Source organism: Paracoccus sp. MKU1 (assembly GCF_001447385.1).
Lineage (GTDB): Bacteria > Pseudomonadota > Alphaproteobacteria > Rhodobacterales > Rhodobacteraceae > Paracoccus.
In genome coordinates, this window is sequence record NZ_LLWQ01000142.1 from 1 (window position 1) to 24,144 (window position 24,144).

26 protein-coding genes are annotated in these 24,144 nt (G+C 70.5%); all 26 read right to left on the reverse strand.

Annotation, left to right across the window (positions count from 1 at the left end; genetic code table 11):
- Nucleotides 1–90: 90 nt before the first annotated feature.
- Entirely contained in the window at nucleotides 91–930 is an 840-nt protein-coding gene (gene cysE / locus AQY21_RS09540) for a serine O-acetyltransferase (RefSeq protein ID WP_058097445.1), read from the reverse strand.
- 64 nt (nucleotides 931–994) lie between these two features.
- On the reverse strand, nucleotides 995–1,717 hold the full coding sequence (locus AQY21_RS09545) for a DUF2793 domain-containing protein (protein ID WP_058097446.1): 723 nt from the start codon (nucleotides 1,715–1,717) through the stop codon (nucleotides 995–997).
- Nucleotides 1,710–5,600: a glycoside hydrolase/phage tail family protein gene (locus AQY21_RS09550; RefSeq protein WP_058097447.1), complete on the reverse strand. Its 3,891-nt coding sequence runs from the start codon at nucleotides 5,598–5,600 to the stop codon at nucleotides 1,710–1,712. The genes AQY21_RS09545 and AQY21_RS09550 overlap by 8 nt, the downstream gene beginning before the upstream one ends.
- A gap of 18 nt (nucleotides 5,601–5,618) precedes the next feature.
- On the reverse strand, nucleotides 5,619–6,044 hold the full coding sequence (locus AQY21_RS09555; protein WP_058097448.1) for an NlpC/P60 family protein: 426 nt from the start codon (nucleotides 6,042–6,044) through the stop codon (nucleotides 5,619–5,621).
- Nucleotides 6,041–6,859, reverse strand: coding sequence for a DUF2163 domain-containing protein (locus tag AQY21_RS09560; RefSeq protein WP_058097449.1), 819 nt, complete (start codon nucleotides 6,857–6,859; stop codon nucleotides 6,041–6,043). The genes AQY21_RS09555 and AQY21_RS09560 overlap by 4 nt, the downstream gene beginning before the upstream one ends.
- A complete protein-coding gene (locus AQY21_RS09565; protein ID WP_058097450.1) occupies nucleotides 6,856–7,488 on the reverse strand; it encodes a DUF2460 domain-containing protein in 633 nt (210 codons plus the stop codon). The genes AQY21_RS09560 and AQY21_RS09565 overlap by 4 nt, the downstream gene beginning before the upstream one ends.
- 3 nt (nucleotides 7,489–7,491) lie before the next feature.
- Entirely contained in the window at nucleotides 7,492–8,160 is a 669-nt protein-coding gene (locus AQY21_RS09570; RefSeq protein WP_058097451.1) for a phage tail tape measure protein, read from the reverse strand.
- A 23-nt stretch (nucleotides 8,161–8,183) separates the two neighbouring features.
- Nucleotides 8,184–8,393 (reverse strand): phage tail assembly chaperone, encoded by a 210-nt coding sequence (locus AQY21_RS09575; protein ID WP_058097452.1) that lies wholly within the window; start codon nucleotides 8,391–8,393, stop codon nucleotides 8,184–8,186.
- On the reverse strand, nucleotides 8,390–8,707 hold the full coding sequence (locus AQY21_RS09580; RefSeq protein WP_058097453.1) for a gene transfer agent family protein: 318 nt from the start codon (nucleotides 8,705–8,707) through the stop codon (nucleotides 8,390–8,392). The genes AQY21_RS09575 and AQY21_RS09580 overlap by 4 nt, the downstream gene beginning before the upstream one ends.
- 1 nt (nucleotide 8,708) lies before the next feature.
- Nucleotides 8,709–9,122: a phage major tail protein, TP901-1 family gene (locus AQY21_RS09585; RefSeq protein WP_058097454.1), complete on the reverse strand. Its 414-nt coding sequence runs from the start codon at nucleotides 9,120–9,122 to the stop codon at nucleotides 8,709–8,711.
- Between the two features lie 12 nt (nucleotides 9,123–9,134).
- Entirely contained in the window at nucleotides 9,135–9,554 is a 420-nt protein-coding gene (locus AQY21_RS09590; protein ID WP_058097455.1) for a DUF3168 domain-containing protein, read from the reverse strand.
- Entirely contained in the window at nucleotides 9,551–9,901 is a 351-nt protein-coding gene (locus AQY21_RS09595; protein WP_058097456.1) for a head-tail adaptor protein, read from the reverse strand. Before AQY21_RS09595 ends, AQY21_RS09590 begins: the two co-directional genes overlap by 4 nt.
- Nucleotides 9,898–10,515 carry a hypothetical protein gene (locus AQY21_RS09600; RefSeq protein WP_058097457.1) on the reverse strand — a complete coding sequence of 206 codons (618 nt, stop codon included), beginning with the start codon at nucleotides 10,513–10,515 and terminating at the stop codon, nucleotides 9,898–9,900. The genes AQY21_RS09595 and AQY21_RS09600 overlap by 4 nt, the downstream gene beginning before the upstream one ends.
- A 136-nt stretch (nucleotides 10,516–10,651) precedes the next feature.
- Nucleotides 10,652–11,818: a phage major capsid protein gene (locus AQY21_RS09605; RefSeq protein ID WP_058097458.1), complete on the reverse strand. Its 1,167-nt coding sequence runs from the start codon at nucleotides 11,816–11,818 to the stop codon at nucleotides 10,652–10,654.
- Between the two features lie 23 nt (nucleotides 11,819–11,841).
- The gene (locus tag AQY21_RS09610) at nucleotides 11,842–12,399 is read right to left on the reverse strand and encodes an HK97 family phage prohead protease (protein ID WP_058097459.1); all 558 of its coding nucleotides are present in this window, start codon (nucleotides 12,397–12,399) and stop codon (nucleotides 11,842–11,844) included.
- On the reverse strand, nucleotides 12,380–12,613 hold the full coding sequence (locus AQY21_RS09615) for a hypothetical protein (RefSeq protein ID WP_058097460.1): 234 nt from the start codon (nucleotides 12,611–12,613) through the stop codon (nucleotides 12,380–12,382). The genes AQY21_RS09610 and AQY21_RS09615 overlap by 20 nt, the downstream gene beginning before the upstream one ends.
- A gap of 1 nt (nucleotide 12,614) precedes the next feature.
- Entirely contained in the window at nucleotides 12,615–13,811 is a 1,197-nt protein-coding gene (locus AQY21_RS09620; RefSeq protein ID WP_058097461.1) for a phage portal protein, read from the reverse strand.
- A gap of 149 nt (nucleotides 13,812–13,960) precedes the next feature.
- Nucleotides 13,961–15,352: a DNA-packaging protein gene (locus tag AQY21_RS09625; RefSeq protein WP_203416476.1), complete on the reverse strand. Its 1,392-nt coding sequence runs from the start codon at nucleotides 15,350–15,352 to the stop codon at nucleotides 13,961–13,963.
- The gene (locus tag AQY21_RS09630; RefSeq protein WP_058097462.1) at nucleotides 15,252–15,614 is read right to left on the reverse strand and encodes a hypothetical protein; all 363 of its coding nucleotides are present in this window, start codon (nucleotides 15,612–15,614) and stop codon (nucleotides 15,252–15,254) included. Before AQY21_RS09630 ends, AQY21_RS09625 begins: the two co-directional genes overlap by 101 nt.
- Before the next feature lie 337 nt (nucleotides 15,615–15,951).
- The gene (gene mltG, locus AQY21_RS09635; RefSeq protein ID WP_058097463.1) at nucleotides 15,952–17,130 is read right to left on the reverse strand and encodes an endolytic transglycosylase MltG; all 1,179 of its coding nucleotides are present in this window, start codon (nucleotides 17,128–17,130) and stop codon (nucleotides 15,952–15,954) included.
- On the reverse strand, nucleotides 17,127–18,389 hold the full coding sequence (gene fabF, locus AQY21_RS09640; RefSeq protein ID WP_058097464.1) for a beta-ketoacyl-ACP synthase II: 1,263 nt from the start codon (nucleotides 18,387–18,389) through the stop codon (nucleotides 17,127–17,129). Before fabF ends, mltG begins: the two co-directional genes overlap by 4 nt.
- A 107-nt stretch (nucleotides 18,390–18,496) precedes the next feature.
- Nucleotides 18,497–19,267 carry an enoyl-CoA hydratase-related protein gene (locus tag AQY21_RS09645; protein ID WP_058097465.1) on the reverse strand — a complete coding sequence of 257 codons (771 nt, stop codon included), beginning with the start codon at nucleotides 19,265–19,267 and terminating at the stop codon, nucleotides 18,497–18,499.
- 9 nt (nucleotides 19,268–19,276) lie between these two features.
- Entirely contained in the window at nucleotides 19,277–20,404 is a 1,128-nt protein-coding gene (locus tag AQY21_RS09650) for an acyl-CoA dehydrogenase family protein (RefSeq protein ID WP_058097466.1), read from the reverse strand.
- Nucleotides 20,401–21,582, reverse strand: coding sequence for an acetyl-CoA C-acyltransferase (locus tag AQY21_RS09655; RefSeq protein ID WP_058097467.1), 1,182 nt, complete (start codon nucleotides 21,580–21,582; stop codon nucleotides 20,401–20,403). Before AQY21_RS09655 ends, AQY21_RS09650 begins: the two co-directional genes overlap by 4 nt.
- Before the next feature lie 12 nt (nucleotides 21,583–21,594).
- Complete coding sequence (locus tag AQY21_RS09660; RefSeq protein WP_058097468.1) at nucleotides 21,595–22,362, reverse strand: SDR family NAD(P)-dependent oxidoreductase; 768 nt, start codon at nucleotides 22,360–22,362, stop codon at nucleotides 21,595–21,597.
- Nucleotides 22,363–22,369: 7 nt separating this feature from the next.
- Nucleotides 22,370–24,028, reverse strand: a complete 1,659-nt coding sequence (locus AQY21_RS09665; protein ID WP_058097469.1) for an acyl-CoA synthetase — start codon at nucleotides 24,026–24,028, stop codon at nucleotides 22,370–22,372.
- Nucleotides 24,029–24,144: the final 116 nt, after the last annotated feature.

Below are 24,144 nucleotides of genomic sequence, written 5' to 3' on the forward strand. Positions count from 1 at the left end.
CGCGCGGATCGCCCACGACCTCGACGAACGGCTCGCGCGCGAGAATGTCACGCTGGCCGAACTCACCGGCAGCGGCAACGCGGACTGGCTCTAGAACAGGTCTTCGTGACCCAGAAGCTGGTTCATGGTGTTCGACGGGTCCGCGCAGCCGGCATCGCCCACGATCCGCGCCGGCACCCCGGCCACGGTCTTGCAGGGCGGCACCTCGGCCAAGACGACCGAGCCGGCGGCGATGCGCGAATGATGCCCCACGCGGATATTGCCCAGCACCTTGGCGCCGGCGCCGATCATCACGCCATTGCCGATCTTGGGATGGCGGTCGCCATCCTCCTTGCCGGTGCCGCCCAGCGTTACCGAATGCAGCATCGACACGTCGTTGCCCACCACCGCTGTCTCGCCGATGACGATGGAATGGGCATGGTCGATCATCACGCCCGTGCCGATCTTCGCCGCCGGGTGAATATCGACGCCGAACACTTCCGAGCAGCGCATCTGCACGAAATAGGCCATGTCGCGGCGGCCCTGCCGCCACAGCCAATGCCCGATGCGATAGGCTTGCAGCGCCTGATAGCCCTTGAAGAACAGGATCGGCTGCATCAGCCGATGCGTCGCCGGGTCGCGGTCATAGACCGCCAGCAGGTCGGCCTGCGCCGCCGCCGACAGTTCCGGCGCGCGGGCCAAAGCATCGTCGGCGATCTCGCGCAGGATCTGCTCGCTCATCTCGCGCGAGGCGAGCTTCAGCGAAAAGCGATAGGCCAGCGCCGCCTCGAAGGTGGCATGATGCAGCAGCCCGGCATGGATCAGCGCGCCCAGCAAGGGCTCGTCGCGCACGGCGACCCGCGCCTCGCGCTGGATGCGGCCCCAGACCGAATCGCGCGGGGCGTCCCGAGCGTCGGAAAGCGGCTCGATCATGTCTTTCTGCAAGTTCATTCAGGCGCGCCCGTCAGTTTCATCTTTCAAGTCTAGCGGAAACCGGCGGGCGCGAAAAGTCCGCTCAATCCGGCAGCCGCAATTCCCACCAATGCAACACGACGCGCACCTTGCCGCCGGCGAATTGCCCGCCCGCCGCAGTCAGCCGCAAGGGCACAGGCTCCCAGAATACCATGGGCGGCGACAACACGCCCCGCGCCCAGGAACCCTGCGCCTTGCCCAGCCCCTGCCCAAAGCGCGAAAGGCTGCCGGCATCGCCCGCTGTGCCCAGAGACCACGACGTCGCGCTGCCGGTGATCGCCTCTTGTACCCGCGCCGCAGCCCCGATGACCAAAGCGCCGGGCGGAATGGCCATCGCGGTCTCGAACCAGTCTCCCGCGCCCAGCGTGACATCCTCGGAGAGCTGCCGCGCCAGCAGGCCCGAGCCGTGCTGGCCCAGTGTGACGGCGCCCGCCACCCAGCCCGAACCGTCATGGATGGCCGTCACCCCTTGATCGGCGATGACCGCGCGCCGGCCAAAGCCCGGCTGGACAAAGATCCAGCCACCGTTCGCGCCGATGGCGACCTTGCCGCCCTGCCCCTCCCAGGCATTGACCGCGCCCTGCGGCACACCCCAGCACATGCCATCCACCACGCTCGCGGGCGGAGTGATGCGAGTCAGGCTTTGCAGCACCAAATCGACCTGCCCATCCAGTCGGAGCAGCGCCTCGTTCACCGTGACATGCTTCTGCGCCTGCGCCGGCATCAGCAGCGGCAGGTCGCAATTGGCGGTCGTGTTCTCAGACATGGATCATTCTCCTTGCATAGGGACCTGCGCCGAACGTGTCGGAAAGCTGGGCGACCTCGACGGCAAAGCCGCCACCGGCCGTGGCTTGAGACCAGGTGGTGTCCGGCACCACCCAGCGCGGTTCCGCGACCACGGCCTGCGCCAGCACCTGCCCGTCTCGGACCAGCCGGGCCGAATAACGCTCCTGCGCCTCGCCCAGCGGCACATCCGGCCCGTCCCAGCCGTCGCCCTGCACCCGCGTACGCCGGATCCAGGTCGCGATCCGGCCCTGGACCTCCAAATGACAGGGCGACAGCGGCCGCAGCCCGGCGCCGCGGAATGCGACGGCGACATGGCGATAGCTCGGATCGTCCGGGCTGCGCGTCGCCGGGCCGATGCGCCAATGCCGCAGCTGGTTGCGGGCCGAAGGCGCCAGGTCCACCTGCCGCGCCGCCCCGTCCAGCAGCACCACCACGCTGCCCACGGGCCAGACCGCCGGCATGAAGGCATCCGTCCCCGCCTGCCCGCGCAGCCGGGTCGAGATCTCCCACAGCCCGGTCGAGATCAGCCGCGCCTCGGCGAATTGCAGCAATTCCCAGCCCTCGGCCGAACCGTCGCCGATCGCCAGCAGGTTCGCGCCCGCCATCAGCGCCTCGGGCGTCGCGGATTCCAGGTTACCGCCCTTGACCCGGACCCGCAGCGGCGGGCCGCGATCCCAGACCCCGGGCCGCGCCGCCGAAAGCGGGCCTTCGGTCCGGCCCATGATTGCCGGCTCGGCCAGCGTCATGTTCAACCCATAGCCGCCCGCCCGCGCGGTCGAGGCCCAGACCGCCGCCGCCCCCGGCCAGGGCGTCGCCGTTACTGCCAGATGCGGCGCATGCGCCACTTCGTCGCCGCGCAAGAGCGGCAGGTCCAGGAAGACCGGCCAGACCGGGATCGGCGGCACGAATGGCCGCAGCGCCGCCTCGCCCTCGACCACGCGGGCCGGGCGATAGACCCCCGGCTCGACCCGCACCGCATCCACCGTGATCGCGCCGGCCCGCTCGATGCGGTCGATGCGCCAGCGTTTCGCTTCGACACCCGGCTCGGCCAGCCGCACCACATCCCCCGGTCCCAGGTGCCCCAGCGAGGGCGGCAGGGCAAAGCGCACCGCATCCCGCGCCACCGCCGCTTCCGACAGCCAGCGTTCCGCCAGCGCCCGCCCCTCGCCGCGGGTCAGCGCCATCGCCAGCTCGCTGTCCGAGACCGCCAGGAACTCCGCCCCCGGCATCATCGTCTCGGCCGTGCGCGCGGCATAGTCGCCACCCGCCTCGACATGGGTCAGCCGGATGCGCCCGACCATCTCGGCATCGGCTGCGCGCGAAACCTCGACCGCCTCGACCTCATCGGCCAGCGCCATGTCGTCGGGGCCCAGCTCCGCATCGACCCGCGCGCCGCGCATGACGAAGCGCAAGACGCCGTCGCGCTCGACCGCATCGAAACCATGCGCCAGCATCAGCGGTTGCAAGGCCGCGCGACCGCTCTCGGCCCCCGACAGCACATAGCCGCGCACCAGACCGCGCAGCCCCTCGGCATCAAAGGCGCGCACCCCCGCCTCGCGGCAGATCTCGGCCACCACATCGGCCAGCGGCACGGCGCCCGCCCGGCCGTTCAGCCAATGTCCGCGCTCCCATGCCGGGCCGTCCGACCACAGGTCGGTGCGCGCCGGGAATGCCGGATAGGGCCGCGCATCCCAGCACCAGACATGCGCGCGGCCCATATCGATCATCCGCCCCGCCCCGGTCCTGCCGAACGCGGCACGGGCCGGGTTGTTCGCCGGGTCCGACCAGAACTCGGTCATCGCCCGTACATAGGCAGCCTGGATCACGTCGTCCCGCCGCCCGTCCGAGAACCAGGGCAGCATGGATTCCGAGCTCATCGCGTCCAGGAACTTGTTCGGCTGGTTGGTGCCCTTGTCCAGCGCCGCACAGCCCATCTCGGTGAACCAGACAGGTTTCGAACGCGGCACCCAAGCTGTCGGCTGCCCCTGCCGCACCCCGCCGATGCGGTCGTGATGCCGGTTCTGCCACCAGCCCCGGATATCCTTGTAGCGCCAGATCCAATGCTCGTGATGCGCGCCGTCGCGGATTTCCGTGCGGCGCTGCCCCTGCCGGTCGGCCTCGCTGGCGTAATACCAGTGGTAGCCCTCGCCGCCCGCGACATTGGCCAGCAGATAGGCCGGATCGTCGATCCGCCCCCAAGGCGCGTCCAGATGCTCGTCGCCCTCGCGCCAGTCGGACAGCGGCATGTAGTTGTCGATGCCGATGAAGTCGATGTTCTCGTCCGCCCAAAGCGGGTCGAGATGGAAATGCACGTCGCCATTGCCGGGGTGATAACCGAAATACTCCGACCAGTCGGCAGCATAGCCGATCCTGACCCCCTCACCCAGAATGCCGCGCACATCCGCCGCCAGCCGCCGCAACTGCGCGACCGCCGGGAACGAATGGCCGGCCGCCATGATCGTCGTCAGCCCGACCATCTCCGAGCCGATCAGGAAGGCGTCGATCCCGCCCGCCGCCGCGCAAAGATGCGCATAATGCAGGATGAAGCGGCGATAGGACCACTCGTCCGGCCCGTCATAGCGGATCGTCAGTCCATCGCGCGAGAAATCTCCCGCCTCGGCCGCGCCGAAGAACCGCGCCACCTCCGCCTCGGCCGCAGCGGTGCCCGCAGGACTGCCCTCGCGCCCCGGGGCGATGCTGGTGGTGATGCGCCCGCGCCAGGGCATGACCGGCTGATGCGCCGCGCCGCTCCAGGGATCTGGCCTACCGTTGCCCGCGAGCTGCTCCATCAGGATGAAGGGATAGAACACCGCCTTGCGCCCGCTCTCGGCGATCGCCCGCAGCGCCTCGATCACCGAGCCGTCCGCCGGCGTGCCGCCATAGATCGGCCGCCCGTCCACCCGCGCCACTTCGGCCGCGCCGTCGCGCCCGATGCCGCCCGCGCGCCAAGCCATCCCCTGCCCGTCGCGCGACAGGTCCTCGACCTTGGGCCGCACCGTGCATTCGCCGACCCGCAGGTCGTCGCCGAACCAGGACACCACCAGCGAGACCGAGCCGACATGCGGCAATTCCCGCCCCAGGATCCGCATCGAGGCCTGGAAATCGGTCGGCGCCAGCGCCGTGTTGCGGTTGGCCACCTGCATCTCGCCCAGGCCCAGGTCATAGCTGACCGCCGTGGTCGCCAGCGAATATTCCCCGGTGCCGGGGATCATCGCCACCGCCTGCACCTCGCGCGACAGGCCCCGGCCGTTCCTGGCCGCCCGTGTCACCTCGAAGGACAGCTGCGGCACCCGGTTGCCCCATCTCTCCAGCGCCAGGTCCTCGAAGACGACATAGGCGATGCCGCGATAGGCCGGGGCCGCGTCGCCCTCCTGCGCGGCGATGGCCGGGTCGGGCAGCTGCGCCTCGTCGCCCGGATAGACGCGCATGTTCAGGTCGTCGGGCGCGATCTCCTCTCCATCCGCCCAGATCCGGCCCACGCCCAGGATCGGCCCTTCGCACAGCGCCAGCGCAAAGCTCAACCGATAGCCGATCTCGGTCACGCGCGGCCCCGACCCCTTGCCGCCGCCATGGCTGCGCCGCGTCTCGTCCAGCGGCCCGGCCCAGATCGCATGGCCCGGCACCCGCATCTGCCCCCAGAGCCGCGGGATCGCCGTGCCCTCGCCCGCAGTCTGGATGCGCATCCGGTCCACGCGCCCGGTCTCGACCGCCTTCGAGCCGCCGCCCAGCAGGCGCTGGTCGATGACCCGCCCCAACGTCGCGCCCACGGCCCGGCCGATGACGGCACCCGAAAGCCCCAGAACCGTGCCGCCAAAGCCCGCACCCAGCGATGCCCCGACCGCCGACAGCAGTATCGTCGCCATTGCGCCCTTCCCTTTCCCTCAAACCGGCGGAAACCGGAACCGCCCCGCGATCCGCGCCCGCCATGGCGCCGAAAGCGGGCTTTCCACCACGCCATGCCGGTCATAGGCATGCACGAAGCTGGCCCGCTCGCCGGTTTCCGCCACTATTCCCATATGCTTGGCGATTGCCCCGGCCCGCATGCGAAAGACCAGCACATCGCCCGGCCGCTCGTCCGGCGCGGGCAGCAGCAGCCGCCCCGCCCCGCCCAGCAGCAACTCGGCCCCGCCGACCTCGCCCCAATCCGGGGTATAGGCCGGCATGGCCTCGGGCTCGGCGCCGAAGAGCTCGCGCCAGATGCCGCGCACCAGCCCCAGGCAATCCGTCCCCGCCCCCCGGACCGAGCCCTGATGCACATAGGGCGTGCCGATCCAGGCCCGCGCCGCCCGAACGACGGCCGCGCTCATCGGTTCACCTTGGGCGCGATCAGCCAGTCCTCGGGCGGCAAATGCGGAAAGCCGCGAAAGTTCAGGTGGTTCAGGAACTTCATCCGGCAGGTCTCGGCCCGCTTGTCGCAGCCGGCCAGCAGCCGCACCCGGTCGCCCGGGGCCGGGCGAATACCCAGCGCCGTCCAAAGCTCGACCTCGCGCCGGCCGCCGGGCAGCGCGGCATCCGCCTTGACCAGCCCCGACAGCCCCTCGGCCGCGCCCGACAGCACCACCAGCTGGCCATGCTCGAACCAGCCCGCGTCATGCCCGGCCAGGCCCGACAGCTCCAGCCGATCCCCCTCGTCAAAGACAACCACCCCCTCGGCCGAATAGCCGGCGCGCGCCAGGTCGAACCGGCACTGTCCATCGCCCAGCGCCGCCGAGCAGCGCGGGTGATAGACCCGCCCCTGCGCCTTGTTCAGGGGCTCGGACAGCCCGCGCAGCTCGGCTCGGAAGGCCGCGCCGCTGCGCACCACCTCGCCCAGATGACCGCGAAACACCAGCCGCCGGTTCGCGGTATCAGCCCAGTCCACCTCCCACAGCCGCACATCGGCCGCGTCCCAGCGCCCGGCCATCAGGTCGCGCTCGGTGATCGCCGCATCCGACAGCGCGCCCACCGCCTCGCTGTTGTCCACCGACAGGCCCAGGCCCTGCACCACCGCCCGCGCGCTCAGCCCGCTGTCGGGGCGAAAGGCGATGCCCTCGAAGGACAGCGCCCGGTCGTGATCGGTAAAACCCAGCACCAGCCCGTCGCGCCGCCGGACCGCCCAGGCCCTCGCAATCGTCTCGGTCATAGCCGCACCTCCACCACCGGCACCTGCGGCAGGTCCCCGGCCTGGAACGAGGCGACCGAAACGGCGATGCGATCCGTGTCGAAGCGCACCGGCACGTCGAATTCGAACCCCGCCGTGACCACGGCCCCCGCCTCGGGCGGCGCGGCAAAGCTGACCATGCCCGTGACCGTATCGACCACGAAATCCACGCCCGCGCGCAACTCGACATTGCCGGCCCCGGCCAGCACCGTACCCTCGACCGGCTTCGTCACCGGCCGCCAATAACGCGCCGGCCCCGAGGCATAGGCCTTGCGCAGCGCAAATTCCCGCCGCACCCCGTTGCCCATGCCGATCTCCTGGTCCTGGAAACTCACCGCTGCGCTCGGGGCGCAGGACTTGCAATCCGCCCAGTCCTTCCAGCGAAACCCGTGCATCTGCCCGGCCCGCGCCTCGAAAAAGGCGATCAGCGCCGCCACGTCGTCCAGCGAGCGCAGCCCCAGCCCGGCATCATAGCGCCGCCGCGAATGCGCCCAAGGCGTGCGCCGTTCCTCATGCCCGTTGGTCAGCGCGACGATCTCGGTCCGCCGCTCCGGCCCGCCGACCGAGCCGAAGGACAGGTTCGCCGGAAACCTGATCTCGTGAAATGCCATGGATCACCCGTTCCTTTCCCCGCGCGCCAGCAGCCGCCCCATCTGCGCGGCGATCTGGCTCTGGCTGCGCTGGAACCCCCTCACGTCGGGGGTCGAGACGTTGAAGGTCACGTTCACCGGCCGCGCAGCCCCGCCCGAGGCCGCCACGCCCAGCCGGCCGTCGGCACCGCGGCGCAGCGGCATGATCGCCTCGGCCCCGGCCTCGCCCATCAGTCCCGTCGCGCCGCGCATCGGGAAATAGGTCGGCTGGCTGACCACGCCGCCCTTGGCAAAGGGCATCACCCGCCCCTGCGCGAAAGCCGCGCCATCCGCAAAGGGCAGCGCCGCCGAGACCATGCCGTTCACCCCCTGCGCGATGGCCCCGGCCAGCGCCTGCTCGACCGGCTTCATCGCCACGGCGAAGGCGCTGTCTGCCATGCTGCGGGCGATGCCCTTCAGCGCGTCCGACAGCTTCATGCCGTCGAAGACCAGCCCCGAGAACGCCCGCCGCAGCCCGCTGCCGATCCCCGATGTCAGCGTGCCGACCTCGCGATTGGTATAGATCATCGACGCCCGCAGCCGCGCCAGCTCGGCGTCGAACTCCGCCGCCAGCCGGGCGCTCTGCTCCAGCCCCTTGCCCAGCGCGGCCGGGCCGTCCTCCTCCAGCCGGTCGAATCCGTCCTTGTTCGCCATGACGGCGCCTCCTTTCCCTCATGCTAACCGGCGGGCCGGTCGGGATAGCGCGCGGCCAGCTCCGCCAGTCGCTCGCGGGTCATCGCCGCGCCCCGCGCCTCGACGCCCAGCATCAGCGCCAGCTCAGCCGGGGTCAGCGCCCAGAACTGCGCGGGCGTCAGCCCCAGCCCGCCCAGCCGCACCGGCCCCAGGCCGGCACGCATCAGCCCCGGCCAGTCCAGCCCGCCGCTCATGTGCCCTCGATGCGGAAAGCCCGCGCCAGCAGCGCCGCCGCCGCATGCGCCGCCGCCACCGGCCCGCCGCGCAGCTCGGCCGCGGCCAGCTCCTCCATGCCGCCCGGCCAGCCGCCCGCCCGCAAGCCCGCGACCAGCACCGCCATCACGTCGCGGCTGGAAAACCGCCCGCCCTCGAAGCGTTCGACCAGCGCGACCATGCTCTCGGCGCCCAGTTCCGACTCAAGCCCGGCCAGGGCGCCCAGCGTCAGCCTGGCCACATGCGCCCGGCCATCGAGAAAAATCTCGACCTCGCCCGCCAACGGATTGGTCATCTCAGAACGCGACGAAGCTGATCGCGCCCGCACTCGCCATGGAAATCTCATAGGTCGCCTCGCCATTGTAACTGCCCGCATATTCCAGCGACGTGATCTGGAACGGCCCTTCGACGGTGCCGAAATCCGGGATCACCACCTGGAAGCGCGGCACCTCGCCGTCGAAGAACACCTGCCGCGCGCGTTCGTCCGTCGTCCCGTCCCGAAACACCCCGGACCCCGAGATGCTGGCCGAGCGCACCCCGGCGCCCGCCAGCAGCTCGCGCCAGCGCCCCTCGCTCTCCAGGCTCGTCACGTCCACCGTCTCGGCATTGAAGCCCAGCCGGGTGGCCCGCAGCCCCGCCACGGTCTCGAAATGGCCGTCGCCGGTCATGTCCATCTTGATCAGCAGGTCGCGTCCGTTCTGCACTGCCATCTTCGTCTCTCCTCAACCCAGGTCGATGCGCGCGCGAAAGGTCAGGTCGACCCGCCGCCCCGCGCCGTTTTCCGCGCGCCGCGCCCGGGCGCGCAGGAACCACAGCCCCACCAGATGCCCGCGATCCAGCGCCATGTCGGCCGTCTCCAGCGCCTCGCTGACCGCGACCGCCACCGCCTTGACGGCGCCGAAGCCGTTCGCCGCCTCGGCCCCCGACAACACCGAGACGACGAAGTCATGCACCGCCCCCGCCGCCGTCATGTCGCCGGCGTCGCGCACCTCCTCGGGACCCAGCGCGACATAGGGGCCCGCCGGCGCCGCCACCGGCATCGCGTCATAGATCGCGTCGCCCACCAGCCCCTCCAGCGCCGCATCCTCGCGCAGCACCCGATAGACCGCCGCCTGAAGCGCGGCCGTTCCCCGATAGCTCATGCCGGCACCTCCTCCCTTGCCACGCAGACCAGCCAGCGCCCGCCGGGATCGCTCTCGGCCACCGCCTCGATGCGAAAGCGCCGGGCATGCGCGCCCTCGCCCAGCCGCAGACGCTGCTCGGGGCGCGGGCGGCACGGGTCGCCGACAGGCGCCGCCCTGACGGTGATCCGCCAGGTCACGACGCTCTGCGCCCCCACCTCGGCGATGCGCTCGCCGCCCGCGCCCGACCGCATCTCGGCCCAGATCCGCCCGACCTCCTGCCAGGACAGCTGAAAGCCCCCCATCCCGTCGGGCTCGCGGACCGGAGATTCCACGACCAGCGGCACCGTCAGCCGCGGCACGCTCATGCCCGGCCGCGCGAAGCACCGCGCCCTCCCAGCACCCGCACCGAGCGCCAGCGTTCGATCAGCGCGCTGACGCCGAAAGGCATCGCGCCCCGGGTGCCCTCGAAGCTGCGATCCTCGTGATAGCGCGCGGCCAGCAGCAGCACCGCCTGCGCCAGATCGGCCGGCACCCGCGACCATGCCGTGCCGAACCCGGCCTGAAAGGTGATGCCGACGAACCCGCCCGAGGGCACCGCCGGCAGCAGCGCCCCCATCGGTTTCAGCATCGGCCGCTGCATGTCCGGCACCAGCCGGTAGCGTGCCGGATCGACCAGCACCACCGCGCCCGCCGCATCGATGATCTCGACCCGCTCCACCGCCTCGACCGGCGCCAGCGGCAGCGGCTGGCCCGATGGGTCGCGCCAGTCCTCCAGCCGCAGCCGGAACTGCCGGGCCAGCAGAACCTTGCCGGTGCGCGCCTCGATGGTGGCGATGGCCGCGCGCAGGAACCCCGCCAGCGCCGCGGTCTCGGCCGCGTCCTCCGCCAGGCCGAACCCCGTTCCCAGCCGCAGATGGTCGCGCAACCCCGCGACGGGCAGCGCCTCGGTCGCGGGCGCCGTCACTTCCACAAGCATCATCTTCGTCTCTCCCACTCGCAGGGCTGCCGCATCCTCTGGACGAAAAGGGGGCCGCGCATGTCCGCCCTCGCGCGCGCGGACAGTGGCTTGCCGGTCAGGCGGACATGGCCCGCGCGGCCCCCGCTTCGGCCTTGGATCAGCCGAAGACCATCAGCTTGACGGCGCGGGCATCGGTGACGCCGCCGCCGACGCGCTTGGTGGCATAGAACAGCACATGCGGCTTGGCCGAGAAGGGATCGCGCAGCACCCGCAGGTCCGGCCGCTCGACGATGGTATAGGCCGAGCGGAAATCGCCGAAGGCGATGGAATGCGAGCCCTGCGCGATGTCGGGCATGTCCTCGCAGACCAGCACCGGATAGCCCAGAAGCTGCGCCGGCTGCCCCATGGCCAGGCTGTCTGCCCAGAGAAAGCGGCCATCCGCGTCGCGCATCTTGCGCACCGCCGCGGCGGTCTTGGAATTCATCACGAAGCTCGCATTGGCGCGGTATTGCGCGCCCAGCGCATAGACCAGGTCGATCAGCGCATTCGCGGGGTTGGTGGCGGCGAAATCGCCGTTCCCGCCCGAGGGGATGGTGCCGATCTGCACATTGGTCGCGGTGCCGTTCGGCGCCTTGGCATGGGTCAGGAAGCCCTTGGGCTTGTTCACGCCGTCGCCGTTGACAAAGGCCGTGGCCTCGGCGCGGGCGAATTTCTCGGCGATGCGCCCGGCCAGCCAGGTCTCGACGTCGAAGGCCGCATCGTCCAGCAGGCGCTGGCTGGCCTTGGGCATGGCGGAAAGCTCATGCACCGGGATCACCACCCGCTGCACGGTGGGGGTGCCGGTCTCGGCCTGGGCGGTGGCCTCGCTGGCCCAGCCATGGGCGATGTCGCCCATATCGACCAGCACCTCGTAGCTCGCGGATTCCACCGTCACGACATTGGCGACGCGGCGCAGCGAGGCGGTGACGTTCAGCGCCTCCTGCACCTGCATGGCCACCGTCGGCGCCACCAGGAAGCCGCCGTCCGAGCCGGTGGTCATCGCCTTGCCCTCCAGCGGCAGGCCGCGCAGCGCGCCGTCGTCGCCATGGCGGATATAGGCGTCGAAGGCCTTCTGATGCGGCGCGCCCTGGTCGGCCTCGACCGACAGAGGGGCGCGGGCGCGGGAAATCGTCTTGCGGTCCAGCATGGTCATGCGTTCTTCCTGTGCTTCCAATCGGTTCTGAATCTCGCTGCGGAATGCCTTCAATTCCTGGACAAAGCCCAGCATCTCGGCCCCCAGGTCGCCGGGCACATCCGCCCCGGCCGCGGCTTTCACCTCGGTCATGATCCCCTCCGTTTCGGTGAAACTCACTTGGCGCGCAGCGCCAGCGTCGCGGCCCGGAAGGCCGCCGCCATCTCGTGGCCGGCATCGGATTTCGTGCCGACCTTGGCCTCGGCCAGCATCGGGAAGGTGACCAAGGACACCTCCCACAGTTCGACCTCGGACAGCAGGCGCCGGCCCTTGCCGTCGCGCTCGGCGGCAATGGTGCGATAGCCGATCGACAGCCCGTCGATGGCGCCCGCCGCGACCAGCGCCGCCGCTTCGCGGGCCTGGGCGATCTCGGGCAACAGCCGCCCCTTGACCCACAGCCCCTTCTCGTCCTCGCGGATCTCCTCCCAGACGCCGATGGGCCGGGCGGGATCGTGCTGCCACAGCATCCGCGCCCGATCGCCCCGCGCCGCCAGCCGCTTCAGGCTCGCGGCATAGGCGCCCCGGACCACGACGTCGCCGCCCTGGTCGGCCAGGCCGAACAGGCTGGCATAGCCCTCGATGCGCGTGCCCTCGGCCAGCAGCGACCCGCCGGCGGCATATTTCAGCTCCAGCCCGTAATCTTTCGAACTCACCTCACCCTCCTTTCGGGGCATATTCCAGGATCGACTGCACCGCCTGGGTCAGGATCACCGCCACGACGCCATAGACGGTCATCCACAGCCGCCGCTCCAGCCCCTCGATCAGCGCCTCGATCCGCTCCAGCCGGCGCTCGACCTGGCCGAATTGCAGCGCCATGATGCGCTCCTGCGTCTCAAGGCGCTGGTCGTGCCAGTCGAAGGGCTCCTTGACGAAACGCGAGCCCTCCATCTCATCCCTCCGCCAGCGGCGGCAGCCCCAGCACCGCGCGCTTCTCGGCCTCGGTCAGGAAAACCGCCTCGCCCACGCGCTTCCATTGCTGGTCGCGCTCCTCGGCCAGCGCCGGCACCTGGTCGGGGTCGGCGCGCAGGTCGATCTCGGCCCCCAGATGCTCGCTCAGCCACCAGGCCACGGCACTGGCCACGCGCGAGACCAGCGGCAGCACCGTCAGCCGGTAGAAGGCCCGGTGCGCCTCGGCGTAATTGGCATAGGTCGCCTCGCCGGGAATCCCGATCAGCATCGGCGGCACGCCGAAGGCCTGGGCGATCTCGCGCGCCGCCGCCAGCTTGGTCTGGTGAAACTCCATGTCGGAGGGCGAGAACCCCATCGGCTTCCAGTCGAGCCCGCCCTCCAGCAGCATCGGCCGCCCGGCATTGCGCGCGCCCTGATGATGCATCTCCATCTCGGTCACCAGCCGGTCATACTGGTCCGGCGACAGGCTGCCCTGCCCGTCCGCCCCCTTGTAGACGATGGCGCCCGAGGGCCGCGCCGCGTTGTCCAGCAGCGCCTTGGACCAGCCCGAGGCGCTGTTGTGCACATCCACCGCCACCGCCGCCGCCTGCATCGGCGACAGCCCGTAATGGTCGTCCAGCGGATGAAAGCTGCGGATATGGCAGATCGGATCGGGACTGCCGGCCATGTCGAAGCGCATCTTGCGCCCGCCCACGCCATATTCATAGGCGACCGGCCAGCCGTCCGGCCCCGGCACCACCGCCATCCGGTCCGAGCGCAGGACGTGCAGCTCGGCCGGCAGACCCCTGGCACCCTCGCCCACCGCCTCCAGATAGGCGTCGCCGCTCAGCAGGATCTGCCCGAACAGCGCCTCGAACAGCTCGGCCCGGCCCTGGCCCGGATTGGGCCGGCGCAAGAGGTCCAGCACCGGATGCACCTCATAGCGCCGCTCGCGGTCCCGGCAGATCAGCGGCACGGCCGCCGCCGCCTCGGCAATCAGCCGTACGGCGCGAAACCCCACCGGATTGCCGACGAAACCCGAGCGCGTCAGGCTGACCAAATCGCGCGGCGACCAGACCACGCGCCCCGATCCCGCCGCCAGCGCCACCAGCTTGCCGGCGGCGCTGGCCTTCGTCTCGCCCGGGGCGGCGGACGCGCCCGCCGGCACCCGCTTCCGCCCGAACCAGGAAAATGCCATGGTTTCCTCCTGAAATCCCAAGAAAAAAGGGCCGCCGACGGCGACCCTTCGCTAAGCCCAAGGCCCATTCTTCCGTGTCCAAATATCCCGGGGGGAGCGCCTGCCGCCCCCCGTCGAGGGGGGCGGCAGGCGCGGGGGGCGGAGCCCCCCTAAAGCCCCCGCACCGCCGGACGCAGATGATGCGCCCCCGGCGCGATCATCAGCTCGTGGATCGCCCAGACCAGCGCATCCAGCCGGTCGGGCGAGCCGCGCCCGTCATAGCCCGCCACCGTCATGCGGCACATCTGCTCCTCCAGCGGCCCCAGCCCGCGCAGGTGATGCACCCGCCCCTGCTCGTAAAGCGCCGCCACCGGCTCGGCCCGCAGCCCCTTGCCGCGCCCGGCCCGCAGGGCGCGGAACGGCACCAGCGGGTCGACCTGCCGGATCACGCTCTCGACCAGGTCGCCGCCCTGGTTGACCTCGGCCACCAGCCGCTCGGCGCCATGGCGCTGCATCGCCGCAATGGCGGCCCGCGCCCAATCCAGCGGCCCGCCCCGGACCGAGGCATCCTCCAGAACATAGGCCCGCCAATCCGTCACCGGCCCCTCGCTGACCACGCCCGCCACCACGATGCCGCATTCGTCCGCAGCCGCGCCCGCCGTCACCGCCGGATCGACGGCGACGACGATGCGCGACAGCCGGGGCACCGCCTCGACGCGGCACCGCTCCAGAGCCGCCGCATTCCACAGCGCCCCCTCGACATCCTCCAGAAGCAGCCCCTCCAGCTCCTGCCGGCCCAGCCGCGTGCCGCCATAGCGCGCCTGCACCTCGGCCAGGAAGCTCTCGGCCAGATAGGCGCGGTTGGCATCGGTCGGCGCATGGGTGGTCACGGTCGAGGACTGGCGCAACAGCCGCTTCAGCACCGCCACGTTCTTCGGCGTGGTGGTGACCACCTGCTGCGGATGCGCGCCCAGCCGCAGCGCGAATTGCAGCATGTCCCAGCATTCCTCGGCCTTCTTCCACTTGGCCAGCTCATCGACCCAGGCGGCGTCGAATTGCGGCCCGCGCAGCGCCTCGGGCTCATGGGCCGAGAACAGCTGCGCCGTGGCCCCGTTCGGCCAGACCAGCCGCCGCCGCCCCGCCTCCCAGACCGGGCGCCGGTCGGGCGGCGACGAGGCCAGGATGCCCGATTCCCCGAACACCATCACGTCGCGCGCCTGGTCCAGCGTCTCGCTGACCAGCGCCACCCGATGCGCCCGGCCCGGCGCCTCGGGCGTCGCGCCCTCGACCTGGGCGCGGACCCATTCGGCGCCGGCGCGGGTCTTGCCCGCGCCGCGCCCGCCCATGATGATCCAGGTCTTCCAGTCGCCCTCGGGCGGCAGCTGATGCGGCAGCGCCCAGAACTCGAACAGCCAGGGCAGCGCCGCCAGCGCGTTGTCGCTGAGCCCGCCCAGGAAATCGTCAACCTCCTCCTGCGCGGCGCAGGCAAGCCAGGCGGCGCCCGATCTCGTCTCGCGCCGCGACAAGGTCGAGTGCGCCTGCACCGACCTGTCCGGCAGCATCCTTGCGAAGCTTGTCAACCTTGCTCCTTTCCTCCAGCACCATCTGGGTCGCGGCCCGCAGGTCGCGCACCAGCCGGGCGGATTCCTTCAATTCACCCGTCTCGCCCGCCTCGATCTTCTCCCGCAGCCGGTTCAGCTCCGCCGCATAAGAGCGGAACAGCCCGTCCGCGATCTCCAGCACGTCGATGTCCGGCGCCGCCGCGGCGCCGGACATGAAAGGCCCTTCCGGCGCCAGCGGCCCCGGATCGAAACTCTTGGTCATTCTTGATCGCCCTGCCCTCGTGTGCCTGTCCGCACGAGCGAGACATGAAAAAAGCGGCCTCGGGTCGCCCGACCCGGCCGCTTGCCCATTTCTCCCAGCATGGGTAATTTCTACTTCAGGGCGTTCGCAGAGTCAACGCAAAACCCCAGGTTGACCAGCGCCGCGCCAATTCCATCTGCAATAACAACTCCTTGGCCCACGCAACACCGCAGCGCACGCCCAAGGCAACACCCGCCACCAGCAGGTCCGGGGCGCAAGCATGCGCCTTTCTCCGTTGCCCAAATACCCAAAAAATCGACCACCCCGCCGGCCCGCCAGACCGGGGCCGGCGGCCGATTCAATCGCCCTGCACCGGCGACAGCGGCTGGCCGCGCTGGCGCTCGATCTCGCGCCAGCGGGCGACGTTGCGGTTGTGCTCCTCCAGCGTGCGGGCGAAGGCGTGGCCGCCCGAGCCGTCGGCGACGAAGAACACGTAATCGGTCTCCTCCGGGTCCAGCGCCGCGGCGATGGCGGCCCGGCCGGGATTGGCGATCGGCGTCGGCGGCAGCCCGTCGATCTGATAGGTGTTGTAGGGCGTGCGCCGCCGCAACTCCGAAGCGCGGATGCCGCGATCCAGCACTCCCTTGCCCTCGGTGATGCCATAGATCACCGTCGGGTCGGTCTCCAGCCGCATGCCCAGCCGCATCCGGTTGACGAAGACGCTGGCCACCATGCGGCGCTCGTCGGGAATGCCGGTCTCCTTCTCGACGATCGAGGCCATGATCAGCGCCTCCTCCGGCGTCGCATAGGGCAGGTCGGGCTCGCGCGCCTCCCAGGCCGCGGCCAGGATCGCCGCCTGCCGCCGCTCCATCTCGGCCAGCAGCGCGGCGCGGTCGGCACCCTTCTCGACATCATAGGTGTCGGGCGCGAGACTCCCCTCCTCCGGCACTTTCGCGACCTCGCCGCCCAGGAAGCCGGCCTGTTTCAGCCCCTCGGCCACCTGCCAGCTCGTCACCCCCTCGGCGACCGAGATGCGCAGCCGCGCATCCGGCTTCGCTTCGGCGGCGGCGATGACCTCGGGCGCCGGCTCGCTGGCGGGGTTGTATTTCGCCTGCTCGGCAAACACCCCGGTCTCGGCATCCATGTCGCGCAGGATCACCGTGTTCTCGCGCACGCCGATGCGGAACAGGACTTCGGTGCCGCAGGTGCTGGGACCGCCGGCGGTGATGACCCGGACGATCTCCTCCATGCTGGATTGCGGCGGCATCAGGTAGGAGCCATATTTCAGATCGCGCGATTTCCCGGCATAATCGGCGCCCGCCCGGAAGATATAGGCATTGGACACCACGCCCTGCTCGGCCAGCTGCTGGCTGACCGCGTTCAGGCTGGCGCCCGGGGCGACGCGCACGCAGGCGGCCACGGCGCTGGGGCCGGGCCGGGTGTATTCGTGCTTGCCCCAGGCCACCGCCGCCGCGACCGCGATCAGGATCACGATCAGCAGCGTCAGGAAATTCGACGCGATGTGGCGCCAGATCATTCCTTGACCCGTCCCATCACCAGGCTGGCATTGGTGCCGCCGAAACCGAAGCTGTTCGACAGCACGTGATCCACCTTGCGCCGCACCGCGGCATTGGCGGCCAGGTCGATGGGGGTCTCGCGCGCCTGGTGGTCCAGGTTGATGGTCGGCGGGCAGATCTGGTCGCGGATGGCGAGGATGCAGAAGATCGCCTCGACCGCGCCCGCCGCGCCCAGCAGGTGCCCGATGCTCGACTTGGTCGAGGACATCACCACATTGCCCGCCGCATCGCCCATCAGCCGCTCGACCGCGCCCAGCTCGATCACGTCGGCCATGGTCGAGGTGCCATGCGCGTTGATATAATCCAGCTCGCCCGGCGCCAGGTTCGCACGCTTGAGCGCATTGGTCATGCTGCGGAAACCGCCGTCGCCATCCTCGCTGGGCGCGGTGATGTGATAGGCGTCGCCCGACATGCCGTAACCCAGGATCTCGGCATAGATCTTCGCGCCGCGCGCCTTGGCGTGCTCGTATTCCTCCAGCACCACGACGCCGGCGCCCTCGCCCATGACGAAGCCGTCGCGATCCTCGTCCCAGGGACGGCTGGCGGCCTTGGGATCGTCCTCGCGCTTGGTTGACAGCGCCTTGCAGGCGTTGAAGCCGGCGATGCCGATCTCGCAGATCGGGCTTTCGGTGCCGCCCGCGACCATCACATCCGCGTCGCCCAGCGCGATCAGCCGCGCCGCGTCGCCGATGGCATGCGCCCCGGTCGAGCAGGCGGTGACCACCGCGTGGTTCGGCCCCTTGAAGCCGAAGCGGATCGAGACCTGGCCCGAGACCAGATTGATCAGCGCCCCCGGAATGAAGAACGGGCTGACCCGCTTCGGCCCGCGCTCCTTGATCAGCACCGCCGTCTCGGCGATCGAGCGCAGCCCGCCGATGCCCGAACCGATCATGACCCCGGTGCGCTCGCGCTCGTCCTCGTTCGCCGGCTCCCAGCCGGAATCCCTCACCGCCTGCTCGGCGGCGGCCATGCCGTAAAGGATGAAGTCATCGACCTTGCGCCGGTCCTTGGGCTCCATCCAGTCGTCGGGGTTGAACGTCCCGTCCTTGCCGTCGCCCAAGGGGATCTCGCAGGCATATTTCGTCGCCACGTCCTTGGTGTCGAACCGGGTGATCGGTCCGGCGCCGGATTCCCCGGCCAGAAGCTTCGACCAGGTCTCCTCGACCCCCGAGGCCAGCGGCGTGACCATCCCCAGTCCGGTGACGACAACTCTGCGCATGCACGGGCTCCCTTCGCAACGCTCAATCGGGCAGGTTCTACACGCCGCCCGCCCGCCGCGCAACGCAAAGCGCCGCCCGGCCGGCGGGCCGCCGCCCCCGGCTCCGGTCAGTCGCGATGGAACTCCGGCGTGCGCTTTTCCAGAAAGGCCCGCATGCCCTCGCGCTGGCCCTCGGAGCCGAACAGCCGGTGGAACAGCCGCCGCTCCCAGGCGACGCCCTCGGCCAGCGACAGCTCCTCGGCCCGCATCACCGCCTCGCGCGCCAGCCGCGTCGCCGGCCGCGAATAGCCGGCGATCTGCTTGGCCGCCGCCATCGCCTCGGCCACGACCTGATCGTCGGGCACCACCCGCGCCACCAGCCCGGCGCGCAGCGCCTCGGCCGCGTCCATCATCCGCCCGGTCAGGTGCAGGTCCATCGACAGCGCCCGGCCGATCAGTTTCGTCATGCGCTGCGTGCCGCCCATGCCGGCGATCACGCCCAGCTTGACCTCGGGCTGGCCGAATTTCGCGCCCTCGCCGGCAATGGCGAAATCGCACATCATCACCAGCTCGCAGCCGCCGCCCAGCGCATAGCCGTTCACCGCCGCGATCTTCGGCGTGCGCGTCGCCGCGAAGCGGTCCCAGATGGCAAAGAAATCCGCCTCGACCATCTCCTCGGCGCTCTTCTCGGCCATTTCCGAAATATCCGCCCCCGCCGCAAAGGCGCGGTCCGAGCCGGTGACGACGATGGCCCCCACGCCCTTGTCGGCATCCAGCGCCTCGGCCGCCGCCGTCAACTCCTCGGCCAGGGCCGAGTTCAGCGCGTTCAGCGCCTCGGGCCGGTTCAGCCGGATCAGCGCCACGCGGCCCTCCCGCGTGATCTCGATCAGTTCAGCCATGCTCCCCCCTCACAGGTTGCGGGCGATGACGAGGCGCTGCACCTCGCTCGTGCCCTCATAGATCTGACAGACGCGCACGTCGCGATAGATGCGCTCGACCGGGTAATCGGCCAGGTAGCCATAGCCGCCATGCAGCTGGATCGCCGCCGAACAGACTTTTTCCGCCATTTCCGAGGCGAAAAGCTTGGCCATGCTGGCCTCGGTCAGGCAGGGCTTGCCGGCCTCGCGCAGCTGCGCCGCGCGCAGCACCATCAGCCACGCCGCGTCGATCTGCGTCGCCATGTCGGCGAGCTTGAAGGCCACCGCCTGATGCTCAATGATCGGCCGGCCGAAGGTGATCCGCTCGCGCGCATAGGCCAGCGCCGCCTCATAGGCGCCGCGCGCCATGCCGACCGCCTGGGCGGCGATGCCGATGCGCCCGCCCTCCAGGTTCGACAGCGCGATCTTGTAGCCCTCGCCCTCCTCGCCCAGCCGGTTCTCGACCGGAACGCGCATCCCGGTGAAGGCCAGCGCACAGGTGTCCGACGAATGCTGCCCCAGCTTGTGCTCGACCGAGACGACCTCGTAGCCCGGCGTATCCGTCGGCACGATGAAGGCGGAAATCCCCTTCTTGCCCGCCGCCGCATCCGTCACCGCAAAGACGATCACCACCTTGCCGTTCTTGCCCGAGGTGATGAACTGCTTGGCCCCGTCGATGACGTAATGGTCGCCCTCGCGCCGCGCCTTGGTGCGCAGGTTCGCGGCGTCCGAGCCGGCATGCGGCTCGGTCAGCGCGAAACCCCCGATCCATTCGCCGCTGGCCATCCTGGGCAGGAAGCGCGCCTTCTGCTCGTCGGTGCCAAAGCGCAGGATCGGCACGCAGCCGACCGAGCTGTGCACCGACATGATGGTCGAGCACGCCCCGTCCGCCGCCGCGATCTCCTCCAGCGCCAGCGCATAGGCGACCGCGCCGGTTTCCGAGCCGCCATGCTCCTCGGGCACCAGCATGCCCAGGAAGCCCAGCTCCCCCATCTCGGTCAGTTCGGCGCGCGGAAAGGCGTGCTCGCGGTCGCGCTGCGCCGCCCCCGGCGCCAGCCGTTCGCGCGCAAAGTCGCGGGCGGCGTCGCGGATCTGTTCCTGTTCCTCGGTCAGCATCATTGCATCCTCTCGATGGCCACCGCCGTCGCCTCGCCACCGCCGATGCAGAGCGACGCGATGCCGCGCTGGCCGCCATGCGTCTCCAGCGCCGCCAGCAGCGTCACCAGCACCCGCGCGCCGGATGCGCCGATGGGATGGCCCAGCGCGCAGGCGCCGCCATGCACGTTGACCACCTCATGCGACAGGCCAAGGTCGCGCATCGCCGCCATGGCGACCACGGCGAAAGCCTCGTTCACCTCGAAGAGGTCGTAATCCGAAAGCGCCGTCACCGTCCGCTCCAGCAAGCGCCGGACCGAGCCGATGGGCGCGGTCGGAAACAGGCTGGGCTTGTCGGCGAAGGTCGCGTGCCCAAGGATCCGCGCCCGCGGAGTCAGCCCGCGCCGCTCGGCCTCGGATGCCCGCATCAAGACCAGCGCCGCCGCCCCGTCCGAGATCGAGGAGGAATTCGCCGCCGTCACCGTGCCCCCCGGCCGGAAGGCGGGCTTCAGCGTCGGGATCTTGTCCAGCCGCGCCTTGCCCGGCTGCTCGTCGGTATCCACCACCACCTCGCCACCGCGGCCCCTGACCGTCACCGGCGCGATCTCGCCCGCGAAATGCCCGGCGGCAATCGCCTTCTGCGCGCGGGTCAGCGAGGAAATCGCGAATTCGTCCTGCGCCTCGCGGGTGAACTGATAGGCTTCCGCGCAATCCTCGGCGAATGTCCCCATCAGCCGGCCCTTGTCATAGGCATCCTCCAGCCCATCCAGGAACATGTGGTCCATCACCTGCCCATGGCCCATGCGATAGCCGCCGCGCGCTTTGGGCAGCAGATAGGGCGCGTTCGACATGCTCTCCATGCCGCCCGCCACCACCACATCGGCGGAACCGGCCAGGATCAGGTCATGGCCCAGCATCGCTGCCTTCATGCCCGATCCGCACATCTTGTTGACGGTCGTGGCCCCCGCGCCCAGAGGCAGGCCCGCGCCCAGCGCCGCCTGCCGCGCCGGGGCCTGGCCCTGGCCGGCGGGCAGCACGCAGCCCATGATGATCTCGTCCACCGCCTGCGGGTCCAGGCCCCCCAGCGCCGCCTTGATCGCGGTCGCGCCCAGCGCCGCGGCCTCGACCCCGGCGAAATCGCCCTGGAAGCCGCCCATCGGCGTGCGGGCCGCGCCCACGATGACAATCGGATCGGTGCTCATGATGGATCTCCCCTATTTCGGTGCCATGCGCAGCGCGCCGTCCAGCCGGATGACCTCGCCGTTCAGCATCTGGTTTTCGACGATATGGCGCACCAGCGCCGCATATTCCGCCGGATTGCCCAGCCGCGGCGGAAACGGCACGTTGGCGCCCAGGCTGTCCTGCACCTCCTGCGGCAGCCCGGCCATCATCGGCGTGGCAAAGATGCCCGGCGCGATGGTCATCACCCGGACGCCGTGCCGCGCCAGTTCCCGCGCCGCCGGCAGGGTCAGCGCCGCGACGCCGCCCTTGGAGGCCGCATAGGCCGCCTGCCCGATCTGCCCGTCATAGGCCGCGATCGAGGCGGTGTTGACGATCACCCCGCGCTCGCCGCCCTCGCCGGGCGCATTCTTCGCCATGGCATCGGCGGCCAGCCGCAGCATGTTGAAGGTGCCGATCAGGTTGATCTGGATGGCGCGGGCGAAACTCTCCAGCCCGTGCGGACCCTCGCGCCCGACGATCTTCTCGCCCGGCGCCACGCCGGCGCAGTTCACCGCGACGTCGATCCGGCCGAAGGCCTCCAGCGCCGCGGCCACCGCCGCCTCGCCCTCCGGGCCGCTGGTCACGTCGGTCCTGACGAAACGCACCGCCTCGCCCAGTTCCGCTGCCATGGCCGCGCCAGCCTCGGCGTTGACGTCCAGCAACACCGCCCGCGCGCCGGCGCCGGCGGCCATGCGCGCCACCGCCGCGCCCAGGCCCGAGCCGGCGCCTGTGATCACAAAAACCCTGTTCTCGATCTGCATGATGTCCTTACTCCCGGGCCAGTTTCTCGACTTCCGCCTTGCGCAGGATGAAGCGCTGGATCTTGCCGCTCGGCGTCTTGGGCAGGTCGGCGACGAAATCGATCATCCGGGGATAGGCATGGGCCGACAAGCGTTTCTTGACATGCTGCGCCAGTTCCTCGCGCAGCGCCTCGCTGCCCTCGGCCCCCTTGGCCAGCACGACGAAGGCTTTCACGATCTCGGTCCGCTCGGGGTCCGGCACGCCGACCACCGCCGCCTCGACCACCGCGGGATGCTCGATCAGCGCGCTTTCCACGTCGAAGGGCCCGATGCGATAGCCCGAGGAGGTGATGACGTCGTCCGACCGCCCGATGAAGCTGATCGACCCGTCCGGCTCGAACTCCACCGAATCGCCGGTGCGGTAATAGCCCCCCGCCAGGGCCGGCGTCGCCTGGTTCAGATAGCCCGAGAACCACATCAACGGCGAGCGCTTCATGTCGATGGCCAGCACGCCCGGCTGGTTCGGCCCCAATTCGTTGCCCTCATCGTCCAGCACCACGACGCGATAGCCCGGCATCGCCAGCCCGGCCGAGCCCGGACGCACCGGATGCTCCAGCCCGTGATGGTTGTTCACGCACATGCCCATCTCGGTCTGGCCGTAATGGTCATGGATCGGCACCGCCAGATGCTCGCCGAACCAGCGGATGATCTCGGGGTTCAGCGGCTCGCCGGCGGAACTGACCACCCGCAGCTGCCCCTTGACCGCCGCGGCCGCCTCCGGCCCCGCCGCGATCAGCAGCCGGTAGGCGGTGGGCGAGCCGGCAAGGCTCGTCACCCCCATGCGCTCGATGATGCGATAGGTGGTCTCGGCGGTAAAACCGCCCTCGTAGAAGATCGTCGGCTGGCCCAGCAGCAAGGGGCCGGTCAGCGCATAGTAAAGCCCGTAGGCCCAGCCCGGATCGGCGATGTTCCAGAACACGTCCGTCTCGCGCAGGTCCACCGCGTCGCGCATATAGGCGCCGAAGGCCAGCAGCGCCCGCAGCGGCACCGGCACCCCCTTGGGCAGGCCGGTGGTGCCCGAGGTGGACATCATCATGAACAGATCCTCGCCGCGCCGCATCACCGGCTCGAACTGGTCCGAGGCCATGGCCAGCGCCGCGCGGAAATCGACATCGCCCGGCGCCAGCGGCGCCTCGCCGCGCAGCACGGCGACCAGCGGGCAGTCCTCGACCTCGTCCAGCTTGGGCCGCTGCGCGGCATTCGTCACCACCAGCTTGGCGCCGCTGGTCTTCAGCCGGTGCTCGATGGCCTTGGGGCCAAAGGCGGTGAACAGCGGCTGATAGACCGCGCCCAGCCGCCAGGCGCCCAGCACCACGGCGACCAGCTCGACCGTGCGCGGCAACAGCCCCGCCACCACGTCGCCCGGCCGGATGCCCTTGTCGCGCATCAGGTTCGCCGCCCGCGCCGACAGCGCGCGCAGATCCTCGAATGTGTATTCCGTCAGCGCCTCGTCCGCCGACAGGCAGCGCAGCGCCACCCGGTCCGCGCCGCAATGGCGGTCGCAGCATTCGACGCAGGCGTTCAGCCCGGTCTCCAGGTCGCCGCGCAGCCCGGCGATGGCGTCCTCGATGCGGAAGCGCGCCACGGCCTCGTCATAGCGCGTCCGGGACAGGATGGTCGCAGACATGTCTCTCCTCCTCAACTCTCCCGCATCCTGCGGGCTCCGCGAGTTCGGCGGCAGCTTAGCGCCGGCGACATTGCAAACAATGCCATTCGCGGCCAGAATATCTGATCGTTTTTGCA